At 68.2% G+C, this 13,839-nt stretch carries 7 protein-coding genes; 3 read left to right on the forward strand and 4 right to left on the reverse strand.

Annotation, left to right across the window (positions count from 1 at the left end):
* Nucleotides 1-429: 429 nt before the first annotated feature.
* Complete coding sequence (locus tag ACYVAN_RS22125; RefSeq protein ID WP_460962661.1) at nucleotides 430-1,284, forward strand: tryptophan 2,3-dioxygenase; 855 nt, start codon at nucleotides 430-432, stop codon at nucleotides 1,282-1,284.
* Between the two features lie 66 nt (nucleotides 1,285-1,350).
* Complete coding sequence (kynU, locus tag ACYVAN_RS22130) at nucleotides 1,351-2,580, forward strand: kynureninase (RefSeq protein ID WP_460962663.1); 1,230 nt, start codon at nucleotides 1,351-1,353, stop codon at nucleotides 2,578-2,580.
* A 96-nt stretch (nucleotides 2,581-2,676) separates the two neighbouring features.
* On the opposite strand, the gene ACYVAN_RS22135 is transcribed toward kynU, so the two are convergent.
* The gene (locus tag ACYVAN_RS22135; protein WP_460962665.1) at nucleotides 2,677-3,708 is read right to left on the reverse strand and encodes a hypothetical protein; all 1,032 of its coding nucleotides are present in this window, start codon (nucleotides 3,706-3,708) and stop codon (nucleotides 2,677-2,679) included.
* A 186-nt stretch (nucleotides 3,709-3,894) separates the two neighbouring features.
* Nucleotides 3,895-9,435, reverse strand: a complete 5,541-nt coding sequence (locus ACYVAN_RS22140; protein ID WP_460962667.1) for a tetratricopeptide repeat protein — start codon at nucleotides 9,433-9,435, stop codon at nucleotides 3,895-3,897.
* Nucleotides 9,436-9,765: 330 nt separating this feature from the next.
* Here ACYVAN_RS22140 and ACYVAN_RS22145 point away from each other — a divergent pair, with 330 nt between their 5' ends.
* A complete protein-coding gene (locus ACYVAN_RS22145; RefSeq protein ID WP_460962669.1) occupies nucleotides 9,766-10,158 on the forward strand; it encodes a DUF2237 family protein in 393 nt (130 codons plus the stop codon).
* Nucleotides 10,159-10,314: 156 nt separating this feature from the next.
* Here the strand turns inward: ACYVAN_RS22145 and ACYVAN_RS22150 are convergent, their stop codons facing one another.
* Nucleotides 10,315-12,141 (reverse strand): AMP-dependent synthetase/ligase, encoded by a 1,827-nt coding sequence (locus ACYVAN_RS22150; protein ID WP_460962671.1) that lies wholly within the window; start codon nucleotides 12,139-12,141, stop codon nucleotides 10,315-10,317.
* Nucleotides 12,142-12,344: 203 nt separating this feature from the next.
* The gene (locus ACYVAN_RS22155; protein WP_460962673.1) at nucleotides 12,345-13,562 is read right to left on the reverse strand and encodes a GH25 family lysozyme; all 1,218 of its coding nucleotides are present in this window, start codon (nucleotides 13,560-13,562) and stop codon (nucleotides 12,345-12,347) included.
* Nucleotides 13,563-13,839 lie beyond the last annotated feature (277 nt).

Genomic DNA, 13,839 nt, shown 5'->3' on the forward strand with positions numbered 1-13,839 from the left:
GTCGGCGGACGAACCTCCATCCCGTGGGTACCCGGCACACCGCTCGCTACGCGTACGCACTGCCGGGCGAACTCGCCACCACGCGGAAGGGGCACGGCGGCAACCGCACTCCCGGCCACACGGGTGAACCGGGCCGGCAGCCGGGGAGCGCGCGCGTCCGCCGCTACCTGCGGGCACGCGGCATCGGGCTACCGGACACGACCTCGTCGGAGTTGTTCTTGGCCTCCACTGCCGGATTCCCCCCTACACTGCGGGGCCGGGCAGGCTGGTCCGAACGATCTCGGCGAATGGTGATCGGTTCGGTTGCCACACCCGAACCGGTGGTCAGCCGACCTCCGCGACCGCGTCCGCGCCATTCGGAACGGGAGCGACGGACGTCCGACCCGGAGCACACGCAGCGCGCGTCGCACGCGCCCGAGGGAGACTCCCATGACCGACGCGACCAATTCCAGACCGCTCGAAACCGGGGTGATCCGCGACTTCCGCGAGAGCCCTTCGTACGGAAACTACCTGCACCTGGACCAGCTGCTCACCGCGCAGCAACCGGTCAGCGAACCCGAACACCACGACGAGATGCTGTTCATCATCCAGCACCAAACCGTCGAACTCTGGCTGAAACTCGTGCTGCACGAACTACGGGCCGCCGGCTCCCACCTCAGCGGCGACCGGCTACAAGCGGCCCTCAAAAAACTCGCACGGGTCAAGCACATCCAGCACACCCTGACCGAACAGTGGTCGGTCCTCGCGACGCTCACCCCGTCCGAGTACGCCGAGTTCCGCGGATTTCTCGGTACCTCCTCCGGATTCCAGTCCTACCAGTACCGGGCTGTGGAATTCGTGCTCGGCAACAAGAACGCCGAACTGCTGGAAGTCTTCAAGGACGACAGGCACGCCCACGCGTTGCTCTCCGGACTGCTCGAACAGCCCGGTATCTACGACGCGTTCCTGCATCACTTGTCCAGGCGGGGGCATCCGGTCCCGGACGCGATCCTCGAACGGGACGTCCGCCGAGCCCATACCTACAGCCCCGAACTCGTCCCGGTGTTCCGCGAGATCTACGAGTACCCGAGCGAGAACTGGGCCGTATACGAAGCCTGCGAAGAACTCGTCGACTTGGAGGAGAACTTCCAGTTCTGGCGATTCCGGCACCTCAAGACAGTGGAACGCACCATCGGGGCAAAACCGGGCACCGGCGGTTCCAGCGGGGTTTCCTTCCTGCGGGAGGCGCTCGACCTGACCTTCTTCCCCGAGCTCTACGCGGTCCGCTCCGAAATCGGCCGCTGACCTACCTCCCCGCGAGCTGCTTCCGCAAACCCGCTCAACACCGCAATGATCCCGAAAGGACCAGACATGTCCGAACTCGCCGCACTCGGAGAAAAGGCACGCTCGCTCGACGAGTCCGATCCGCTGCGCGAGTTCCGCGAGCAGTTCGTGGCACCGGACGGTACCGACGTGGTGGCCTACCTGGATGGCAACTCGCTCGGTCGCCCGGCCCTGGCGACCACCTCGCGAATGGACCGTTTCATCCGCGAGGAATGGGGACGGCGGCTCATCCGGGGCTGGAGCGACGAGTGGCTCAGCTGGCCCGAAAGCCTCGGCGACCGGATCGGGCAGATCGCGCTCGGCGCCGACACCGGTCAGGTGGTGGTGGCCGACTCCACCACCGTGCTGCTGTACAAGCTCGTCCGAGCCGCGGTCTCGGCCAGGCCCGGCCGCCGTGAGATCGTGCTGGACACCGACAACTTTCCCACCGATCGTTACGTGGTGGAGGGTGTCGCCGAGGAGTGCGGGCTCGATCTGCGCTGGATCACCACCGACCCGGCGTGCGGAGTGACCGAGCAACAGGTCGCCGAGGTGCTCTGTCCGGACACCGCGCTCGTGGTCCTCAGCCACGTCGCCTACCGCTCCGGTTTCGTGGCAGATGCCGAGGCCATCACCGAGATCGCCCACCGCGACGGCGCACTGGTGCTGTGGGACCTGTGTCACTCCGCCGGGTCAGTACCGGTGCGACTCGACGCGTGGAACGCCGACTTCGCTGTCGGCTGCACCTACAAGTACCTAAGCGGCGGCCCCGGTTCGCCTGCGTTCGGGTACGTCAACCGACGCCACCACCAGACCGCGCGGCAGCCGATCCGTGGCTGGATCGGCCACCGTGACCCGTTCGCGATGGGTCCGCTGTTCGAACCCGCCGAAGGTGTCCGGGGCGTGCTCAGCGGCACCCCACCGATCCTGGCAATGCTTCCGCTGATCACCAGCCTCGACATCCTGCAAGCCGCCGGAATGGACGCCGTGCGGGAGAAGTCGTTGCGGCTGACCGGTTTCGCCCTCGAACTGGCCGACACCGCGCTGGGTGAGCACGGCGTGGAACTGGCCTCACCACGCGCACCCGGGCGACGCGGGAGCCATATCACGCTGCGGCGCAACGATTTCAACGAGCTCATCGACCCGCTGTGGCAGCGCGGGGTGATTCCGGACTTCCGTGCACCCGACGGCATCCGGATCGGTCTCGCGCCGCTGAGCACCAGCTACACCGAGGTCCACGCCGGGATGGCGGTGCTCGCCGAACTCGCCGCCCGTTGACGGCCCCGGTGGGCTCGGTTTCCCGGTTGTCGCCGAAGAAACCGGGCGCCTACCCCGTTCGCGGGGAGCGAGGTAGGTCCCAGCTGTGCCGTGCGCTCACGTCCGACGAAGTGCACCTGCGACGACTTTCCCCAGCACGAGGTAGACGATCGCGGCCAAGCCGTAGTTGAGCACCAGCCCCATCGTCGCGTCTCCCGGGGTGAACACGTCCCCGAATCCGAGCACGAAGACCTTGGCCGTGCCGTAGACGAACGACACGATGCCGCTCCCCTGGTTCGCGCCCGCGATCACGAACACGATGTGCAGCACGAACACCGTCGCGATCAGGCCGGTGAACAGCTGCACCACGGTCGCGATGGTCCGAGCCCGGTCTTCGCGCCGTGCCCGCTTCTCCTCGTACGAGAGTCCCGGGCGGCGCTGCTCCGATTCGTGGCCGTCCGCGCCGCGACCCGGCCGCCTCCGGGGCGGTGGTTCGGGTTCGAAATCGTACGGGTCGGATTCGTAGTCGTACCGGTCGTCGCGGAAATTCCGGTCGTCGCGGTCGTACCGGTCGTCGCGGAAATCGCGCTCGTCCCGGTAGTCGTACGGTTCGAAACCACGCTCGTACTGGGCGGTCTGGTTGACCGCCTGCTCCTGCGGGGGCGCGGCGTGGGGAGGCGCTGCGGGCGGCGGGGCCATCGGAGGCTGCTGCGGGGGTCCGGGCGGGCTCTGCTGCGGAGGCCCGGGCGGGGGCGCACCGAATCCCTGCGGGGGTTGTCCACCCGGCCCCTGCGGAAACTGACCCGCGCCGGGCTGTTGGGGCGGCATCGGTGGTTGTCCGGGCTGCTGGGGCGGAGCACCGGCAGGCTGGTTCGGCCCCGGCGCGGGTCCGCCCTGCGGCGGCTGTTGCCCCGGCTGCACGGGCGGCATCGCACCACCCGGCGGCGGTCCGGCCTGCGGGGCCTGCCCGGGGGCCTGCTGATTCGGCCCGGGCTGCGGCGCACCTGCAGGTGGTTGCGGCGGGTAACCGCCCGGAGCCTGCTGCGGCGGTCCCGGCGGGGGTTGCGGACCCGGTGACGGCTGCTGCGACCCAGGACCCTGCCCGCGCTGCGGCCTAGGCGGCGGTCCTTGGGGCGGTTGGTTGCTCATGTTCGGCATTGTGACGATCCGATCAAGTCGGCAACAGACCTCCCCCTCGCCTCCCGGCCGCAACCGGCCAAAACGGGCAGTCCGGTCCTGCTGAAATTCGTTCAACGGTGAGGTCCTCGCCGAGAGGTACGGGCACGAGCGCTCCCCAACGACGCGACCAGCTCCCGGCACACCAGGCCTGCACGATCAGTCGACGCCGAGTTTCCCGAGCAGTTCGACGGCTTCGCCCGAAAATCCCGGATGTCCGGTCTTGGCGGCGAGGCGCAATCTCGCGGTGGCACGCGGGACATCACCCGCCTGGTAGTGGAACTCGCCGAGTCGGTACGCGGATTCGGCGACGAGTTCCGGTTCGGACGCGTTTGCCAAGGCGTACTCGTAGAGCTCTACCGACTCGGCCGCCTCCGAACGCCAGTAGTGCATCTCCGCCAAGTGGGCGGCTGCCAGCGGCGCCAACCCATCCCCGGTATCGATGAGCCAGAGCAGCCACGGCCTCGCGGTCGCCAGGTCGCCCCGCCGCTTGGCGACCATCGCGATGCTCATCGCGGCTCTGGCCACCAACGCCGGGTCCCCTGATTCCGCTGCTCGCCAATACCACCGGTACGCCTCGTCGTCGTCATCCGACTCGTAACCGATGCTGCCCAGCTCCAGAACGGCCTCGCCGGAGCAATGCGGGTCCTCGGCCGCGATCACCCGCAGATACGCTTCCCTGGCCGCGTCCATTTCCCCACGTGCTCGCAACGACTGTGCCAGCGCGTAGTCGTTGGCCGGGACCGGCGGCAGTGGCTCGCCCACTGTTACCGCGGGAAGTTGCGGCTCTCGTGGGCCGACGCCGGGTTCCTCCGCGCCCCCGAAAGATTCTCCCGGTTCCGACGATTCCGAGCTCGGTGCCGGTGACGCCCCACTGTCGGCGGCGGGGTCGGCTCCGGACGGAATACCAGCCGCCCGGCCACCGGTGGCGCCACCTCGCGCACGGAGCGCATGCACCTCGTCGGAATCGCCGATCCGCTCCAGTACTTCCGCGAGCGCCAGCAGCGCGTCCGGTTCCGGCCGCTCGCCACCGAGTTCCACAGAACACCGCAGGTAGAGCAGGGATTGCTCGGTCTCGCCCGACTCGAACAGGGCCATGCCCAACTCGAACGCCCGCCGCGCGGCCCAATCCGGGTCGGCCACATCCGCGAGCAGTCGCAGGCTCGTCACCGCATCGACGTGCTCACCGTCCTCGTTCTGCTGCCGGAGGCCCTGTCGCAGGCTGTCCAGCGCGGCCGCGTCCACCTCGGGAACCCGGTAGGACAGTGCTCTGGCGAACGCGGCCGCTGCCCCGATGCGGTCCCCGCTCTCGGCGAGCAGCAGACCGATCCCCAATACGCCGTTCGCGGCGTAGATCGGCTCTTCGGACCGGCTCAGCCGATCGAACTCGGCCCTCGCCGCCCACGCATCCCCGCTGTCGGCCAGCAACAGCGCCAACGACAACCGCGCGTTCCAGGCCAACGGAGTCCCGTCGACTTCCGCGGCGCGGCGGTAGCACTCGACGGCGCGGGAGTCCGCACCTTCCGCACGTGCGATCTCGGCCAATGTGGACATACCAGTCACGAGCGCGTCCGGGGATCGGATCCGACTCGCTCGCTCGGCCAGTGGCCCGGATCGCTCCTGCCGTCCCGCATCGGCGAGCTCCCGGAGCAGCTCGACGAACGCCGCGGAACAGCTTTCCACCGAGTCCGCCAATTCCTCGGCTCCGTCCCAGGCCTCGTTCGCGCCGCCGTCGTCCCCCCGCTCGGCACGCAGGTGTCCGAGCAGTACCCCGGCCTTGACCGACTCCTGCCCGGCCGCAAGTTTCACGGCGTGGCGGCACGCCTGTTCGGCTCCCGGTTGGTCGCGCAGTTCCCGCAGGACCCGTGCCACCCGACGCGCGCCCCCCGCGGCGACCTCGACGACCGGAGACCCCATCGCCCGCCGGTACCATCCCAGCGCCGAGGACCGGTCCCCGCCGTCCTCGGCCAGGTTGCCCAGCATGAGGCGGGCCTTCCCGACCGTCGTCAGGTCGGCCACCTCGATCAACATGCGCAGCAGGTCGACGCCTGTCTCCTCCTGCCCGTTAACCACGTGGGCACGGGCGAGCCGCAAGCCCTCTTCGGCCCCCACGCGGCTCTCCGCCTCCCGGGGGGTGAGCCGGTCGAACGCCGCGCGCGCTCGCTCGACGTTCCCGTGGTGGGCGGCGACGCAGAACTCGGCGATCCCGGTCGATCCGTAGTGCGGGGTGAGGGCTTCGGCCGCCTCGTCGAGCCTGTCCTCCCCCGACAGTCGCCAACCGCGTTGTTCAGTGGTCTCGATACCCATGTGCTTGCGGACGTAGGGGGTGACGTCCGGGTGGTCGAATGCCAAAGCCCGCGCATAGGCGGTTTCCGCGTCCGCCGCCTCACCCGCGTCCCGCAGCGCGTTGCCGAGATTCAGCGCTGACAGCGCCCCCACGTACCGATCTCCGGCCCCGATAGCCCGTTCGAAAGCATTTCGGGCACCCTGCACATCTCCGGTCTCGGCGAGCAGGCGGCCGAGGTTGCGCGCGGAATCGGCCGCCGTGACTCCTGATGCGAGCTCCTCAGTACGCTCGAACGCCGCGATCGCCGCCGATGTCGCGCCCTGCTCGGACCGTAGAACGGCGAGTTCGTAGGCGGCGTTCCCCGCTTCTCGCGATCGACCGCGGGCGATGGTGTCCAGCGCTGCCGCCGCGCTCTCCAGTCGGCCCAGTTCGCGGTGCAGAGCTGCCACCGCGTTCAGTGCGGTCGCGGCGAGTTCCGGATCGCGACCACCGGCGGCGTGCTGCCACGCGGCGAGAGCCGCTTCGCCATCGTGGCTGTCGTTGCGCAGCACTCCGAGATACAGCCAGGCTTCCTGTTCCAGCTCGGCGTGCCCGGAGTCGATCGCCAGCCGCAGTGCCCATTCGGTGAACTCACCGTCACCTCGGGGCAGGTGTTTGTGCGCGAGATCGAGGCACAGTCGAGTTGCCGTGTAGTGCTGTCCGGAGTGCTCTTCGGCGGCTGCTCGCTCGAACTCCGCTTGCGCCCGGTCCAACTCGTGGCGCAGGGCGTATCCGGCGAAGGCGCCCAACCGCGCGACGGTGGTGTTCGAGTTCGCGGCCTGCTCGAACAGCTCGAGCGCGGTTTCGAGCTGTTCGCCTCGGACTCGTTCCGCTCCGAGCACGAAAGCCGCTTGCGCTGCCGTCTCCCCGTCGCTGCCCGCCAGTGCCCGGCGGCACAGCGACTCCAGGGACGCGAAGTCCGCCATCGCGGTGTAGAACATGGTGAGACTGCCGAACACCGCGGACAGGATGGCGGGATTGTCGCCGGAGACAGCGGCTTCCAGCGCTTGTCGTGCGCTGTCGAACGCTTCTTGCGCCATGAGCAGCTCACCGAGCAGCGCTGCCGACCACGGAGCGAGCGCCGGATGCCCGTGTCGCACCGCGTGTCCCAGCACCTCCGCGCGGCGGTCGTTCTCCTCGAGCAACGCGGCCAATGCGAAGCCCGCCCTCGCCACCACCAACGGGTGATCGGATGCTGCGAGCACGGACAGTCGTTCGACCGCACCTTCGACATCGTCGGAACCGTCGAGTTCGGCTCGCAGTGTGGCGGCCAGCTCGCCGACCACCGGATCGGCACTCCGGATGGCGTCGTCGAGCATCGCATCGCCACGCTGTCGGTGGTACTGCCGCTGGAACCGCGCGCGCAGCAGCACGTGACCGGCGCCCGCGGGTTCGTCGAGCAGGACCAGGAGGAACGCCGCATCGTGGGCCAGTGTCGGTTGGGGGTCACTCGCCGCGCGCTGCCAGGCGCTCCTGGCCGCTTCCGGCCGCCCGAGGGCGGCTTCGAGCAGACCGAGCGAAATCCCCGCCAGCGCGGACCGGGTCGGCACCGCCAGCGAAACGATCCTGTTCAACGTGGTTCGGGCGGTATCGGCATCACCGTCTTCAACCGCCTGGGCCGCCTCGTCCGAGAGCTGTCGGGCTTCCTGCTCCCGGCGTTCGGGCTCCCCAGCCGATTCGAGCGCGACCGCATGGTCGCCTCGTGGATCGGGCACCTCCTCGTGACCGGAAGCGTCCGGAGCGGCGTCCTCGCCGAGCACAGGGGAAGCATCGAGCTCGCGGAGCGCTTGCGCCCCGGGCGTGGCTGATTCAGGAGTTTCTTCCGCCGCAGAAACTTCGCTGGGCGCGAATTCTGCAGGCGTTTCCGGAGTCGCCGGAGTCTTTTCGGGAGGTGTACCGCCGCCGGGTAGCTGGTCACCGCGGGGCAAGCGAACCGGCTCGGTCGCCCGGCGCCCCCTCGACGCTCCCGCGGCACCAGCACCAGCACTTCCCGAATCGTGCTCCACGCTCCGCCAGAATTCTTCGAGCCCCCAAGACGGCTCGGCTTTCCAGGACTCGTCCGTGCCAGAAGACTCCTCGGCGCCAGAAGATTCACCAGGCCCGGAATGCTCGGCAGGCCCGGACTGTTCCTCAACCGCCGTCACTTCGGCCGCCTGAACCGGTGGCGGAGCCTGCGCGGCAGTCGCTTCGGCAGCGATCAGCGTCAACGCATCCGTCGCATGCCGCACCAGCTCCGGGTCGTCGGACTCGCTCGCCCGGAGGAAAGCCGCACGGGAATCGAGGATCTGCCCCCGCTCGTGCAGAAGAACGCCGAGGTTGTACGCCGCCCGCGGAGCCTTGTCGCTGTGCCCGGAACGGGCGACCCTGCCGAATGCGGAGATCGCGCCGTCGACATCCCCCTCGTCCCGGTTCAGCTCGGCCAGTGCCCCCAACGCCTCCACCGCGTAGTGCTTGTGTCCGGTGTTGACCACTCGTTGGAACGTTTCACGAGCGCGTCCGGACTCGCCGATCCCCCGCAGTTCCTGCCCCAGCTGGACCAGCGCGTGCAGTCGTACATCCGGGCGCGGGTCCTGCGCGGCACGCTGATAGGCGTCCACCGCCGCTCGCTGGTCGCCGAGATCGCGCAGGACGTCGCCGAGAAAGGAATGCCCTCGCCCCACGTGGTCCGGATGCTCGAACGCGATGATGTGCTCGGCCGCGCTCCGCGCCGCCGCGAGGTCGCCTTCCGAAGCGTAGATCGAGCACAGCTGAAACGCGGCGAGCGAACCGAAATCCGGGTGACCGCTGTTGACCAGTCGAACCAGGACCGGCTTGGCTTCGTCGAAGCGTTCCTCTTCCAGCAAGGACCACGCCTGGTCGTAGGCGACCTCGAGATAGTCCTCGGCCGGGCTGCCGCCGCCCAGCGCGGGCAGGCGTTGCTCGGTGGCCATGGCGACCACATCGGGGTCACTGCAGGTCAGCGCCCGTTCTTTCGCGGCATGTGCACCGGGCAGGTCGCCCAGCAGGTAGAGCACCTGAGCGAGCAGCGCGTGCGCCCGCCCCGCCACATCCGGGTCGGCGCCATCCCCGGCGAACTGCAGAATCGGGGAAGCCGCGGTCAACTCCTGCTCATCGGTGAACAGCATTCCGAGCGCCAGCGCCGCTCGCTGGGCGTGGATCGGGTGGCCGGAATCGATCCCGCGCTGATACATCTCCTTGGCCTGCGAAAACTGCTGGTCCTCGTAGAGCAGGAGACCGAGCACGCAAGCCGCGTGCGGTGCGGTATCGCTGTCCGCCCTGTCGACGATTTCGCGCAGCGTCCACTCCGCCCCCGCGATGTCCCCATTCCGCCACTGCGATCGGGCTTGCGCGATCCGCTGCTCACTGGGCGACATCCGACTCCTTCACCTGATGTGATCACCTGTGGTCGCGAGGTCGGGCCGGGCGAGGGACCACTTCCGACCGAATACTGAAATCATGGGCCACCGCGTTCCACGCGATCACACCGGCCCGGACGAGAACGATCTTGTCTACCCAGGCACGCAGCGCCTCGCGACGCGGTGTCGCGCGAACACGTCCGGCGATCGTTCCCGCCCCGCTACGAGATGTTCACCACCGATCGGCTTCGGCGCCGCAACCAGCGCTTTTCCGGTGGGAGATTTCTCGTCCCAAAATCGGCGTGCTGTGGGCTGCCCGAAGTGGGGCCGAGATGCGATTCTGTTCTCATGACGAGTGAACGCAACGTCCTCGGCGGCAAGCTGGAAGAGTGCGGCACGGAACCGTTGACCGGTTTCTACCGGGACGGGTGCTGCAACACCGGGGAAGAAGATCTCGGCAGTCACACCGTCTGCGCGGTGCTGTCCACGGACTTCCTCGATCATCAGCGTGAAGCGGGCAACGACCTGGTCACGCCTCGCCCGGAGCACGGCTTTCCCGGGCTACGCGCGGGCGACCGCTGGTGCGTGTGCGCAGCTCGCTGGAAAGAGGCCTACGAGGCAGGCACCGCTCCCCCGGTGATGCTGGCAGCCACCCACGAGAGCGCGTTGGAAGTCATTCCGCTCGAAGCGCTGCGCGAGCACGCTGCCGACGTCCCCGCCGATCCGAGTGCCCTTACCTGACCAGTAGGACCAACGGACCGGCCGAGTCGGCGCGGAGTGCCCGCACGGGCGGTGACCGCTGCGCCACGACTGGCGGGCGCGCGGCAGGCGGGCGTGCGGGTCGGGTACCGGACCGGCGGGCCACCGGGGTCTCGAGGGCCCGCCGGTGCAGCGGGGTCAGTCCGCGTACATCGACTCGAGGGCGTCGCTGTTGCGCTCTTCGACGACCTTGCGCTTGACCTTCAGACTCGGGGTCAGCTCACCGTGCTCGACGGAAAGCTCACGCGGCAGAATGATGAACCGCTTGATCGTCTCCCACCGGTTGAGCCCGGCGTTGAGCTCGTCGACATAACCCTGCAGCAACTCGCGGACCTGGTCCGACTCCACGATCTCCGAGTAATCGCGCCCGCCCAAGCCGTTGCGCCGAGCCCAGTCGGTGATGGCTTCCTCGTCGAGGGTCACCAGCGCGGTGCAGTAGTTGCGGCCCGGCCCGTGCACGAGGAACTGGCTGGCATACGGGCAGACGGCCTTGAACCGGCCCTCAACGGAGGAAGGCGCCACGTATTTCCCGTTGGACGTCTTGAACAGGTCCTTCTTCCGGTCCGTGATCGCCACGAACCCGTCCGCGTCCATCTCACCGATGTCACCGGTGTGCATCCAGCCGTCGGAATCGAGCACGTCCTCGGTCTGCTCATCCATGTTGTGGTATCCGGCCATCACGCCGGGACCTCGCACGAGGATCTCGCCGTCTTCGGCGATGCTGACCTCCGTGCCGGGCAGCGGCTGACCGATCGTGCCGAGCTTGTAGTTGTCCGGCCGGTTCAACGTGGTTCCCGCGGCCGTCTCGGTCAGCCCGTAACCTTCGAGCACGAGGACGCCTGCGGCTTCGAACCACTCGGCGATCTCCTTGTTCAGCGGCGCCGAACCGGAGACGAAGAACCGCACGCGTCCACCGAAGCGGTCGCGGATCTTGGTGAAGACCAATCGGTCGGCGATCTTGTTCGCGGCCGCGAGCAGCGGCGGAACCCGTTCTCCCGCGCGGCGTGCTCGAGCTGCCCTCTTTCCTACGCCGAACGCCCAGTCGAACAGCTTCTTCTTGGCCCCGCCCTCGGAATCGACCGTGGTCTGGATGCGACCGTGTGCCTTCTCGAACACGCGGGGCGCTGCGGCCATGAACGTGGGCCTGACCACCGCGAGATTCTCGATGATCTTGTCCACCCGACCGTCGACGGCGGTGGCGAAACCGACCGCCAGCTGGTTGCTCAGCATGACCTTGCCGAACGCGTGGGCCAACGGCAGCCACAGGTACTGCAGATCGCTGCTCGACAGCTGACCTTGCAGGGTGGCGGTCGTCCCCTCGTAGGTCCACGCGGAGTGCCGCAGGCGGACCCCCTTCGGTCGACCGGTCGTTCCGGAGGTGTAGATGATGGTCGCCAGCTGCTCCGAGGTGGTCGCCGCCACCCGCTCGTCGACCACGTCCGGCTGCTCGGTCAGCAGGCGCTCGCCCAGTTCGACGAGCTTCTCGAACGTGATGACCCAATCGTCGTCGGCGGTGCCGTCGAAGGTGACGACCTTGCGTACCTCGGGAATCTCGTCGCGCTGGGCCCGCAGCTTCTCGATCTGCTCGTCGTCCTCGGCGAACACGACAGCGCTGCCGGAGTCGGCCAGGATGTAGGCGACTTCCGAGGCGATCGTCGTCGGATACACGGTCGTCGTCGCCGCTCCCGCGCACATGATGGCCAGGTCGGCCACGATCCACTCGTAACGGGTACTCGCCGCGATCGCGACTCGTTCTTCCGGGGCGACTCCCAGCGACAGCAAGCCCGCGGCGATTCGGCTGACCCGGGCCCCCACCTGTGACCAGGTTCGGGATTCCCACCCGTCCGCTCGCGGATACCGGAACGCTTCGCGGTCCGATGATTCCGCGACCCGATCGAGAAACATGCGTCCCACCGAGGGCGCACGCTGCTCGAGCGCTTCGGAGACCTGTGCGCTGGCTGTCATCGAGCTCCTCCTGCCATGCAGTGCTACCGACACGCGTCCGTTTCGGATGTGCTCCGGCACACTAGAACAAACAGCACCGAGCTAGATAGTGCTCGCGAAGACGAAAGTGGGGCCGTCCGCACTGTGGCGAACGACCCCACCCGGCACTCCGGGCGCTCAGCCCGGGGGCACGTCGTCCCGGACTCCTACCGAACTCCGCCGACTCAGTCGTCGGCGAGCTTGCGGAGCTTCTCGACGCTGCCGTTGAACTTGTTCAGGTCGACGTCACCGCCGATGCCGGGGACACTGCCTTCTTCGGTGTACTGCCAGAAGTCGTAGGAGTCCCAGCCACCGGGAACCTTGGGCTGATCAACGCCGTAGCTGGCCAACCAGAGCGGGTGGTCCTTGAACTCGTCACTGCCGGCCATGCACTGGGACCAGAAGGACGGGCTCGCGTAGACGATCGCGTCCTGTCCGGTGCCTTCCTTGATGCGGTCGATGAACTGCTGGGTCCAGCCGTGCATCTGACCGGACGTCAGGCCGTAGCAGCCACCGCTGTTGGGATCGACTTCCAGGTCCAGCACGGGCGGCAGGGACTTTCCGTCCTCGGTGTACTTGTTGACCGCCATCAGCCGGTCGGCCTGTTCGACAGCCGATCCGCTCGGACGCCCGAAGTGGTAGGCACCGGCCATCATGCCTGCCTGCTTGGCTCCGTTGTACTGCTCGTCGAACGTCTTGCTGGTGAAGCTCTGGCCATCGGTGGCCAGAACGAACGTGAACTTCTTGCCGGAGGCCGCCACGCTCTGCCAGTCGATCTTGCCGTTGTGGTTGGACACGTCGATGCCTTCGGCAGGCGGTCCGGAGGGAACGGGGTCGACGTCCTTCGTCTTCTCCTCCGCCTTGTCCGCAGCCGTCTCCTCGGGCTCTTCCTCGGAAGAAGACTCGTCGGGCAGCGCGGCACCCTGCGCCTGTTCCGGCGTGGGCTCCGAGGAGAACGGTGCGACCTGGGAAGCAGTGTTCACGCTCTGGCCGCCGCCCGCACCGCCTACGACGCCGAAGATGATGCCGAGCACACCGACGGCGGCAACGCCGGCGCCGAGTCGCATCGTCCGCAACCTGGACGAGGGACGATCGGTCGCGTGCCGGGCTTCCGAGCCGGAGCGGGTACGAATCCACTCGCCCACCGGTGCGCTCATCGCGCAGAGCCGTTCGTAAGCGGCGGAGCGCTGGATTCGCTCGATCAACGGGGCGAGCCAGTTCCAGACGCGCGCCACATACGGGGATATGGCCTGGCCGAGGCGTTCGGTGCCGGGGCGCAGCCGGTCCACACCGCTTCGGACGGCGTGGTCGGCAGCCAGCGCCTTGGAATTCCAGTCCTGGCCCTGCCGGTCGTCGGACGTGGACGCTGCGACGGATTCGGGGGCGTCGCTGTTCGCGTTCACGGGGGTTTCGGGGTTTTCAGGATTTTCGGGGGTTTGGTCCGGGGGTGTCACAGCTCCCCACTGTCCAGCACGGAGAGTGCAACAACATCGCGGTTTGTACGTACGCGAGTACCTAGTTTCACCCATATGGACCGCGAGGGCGGCCCAGTTAGTCACTCCCTGTAAAGACGAATGTGCGCTGCTTCACGATGGCGGGCCCACTTCGGCCGCCCGCCCACCGAAATCGGGCTCAGTCACCGGGCCCCGGCGCCGACGACTTCCCGAGGAATCCTCACAT

The organism is Parasphingorhabdus pacifica (assembly GCF_054779195.1).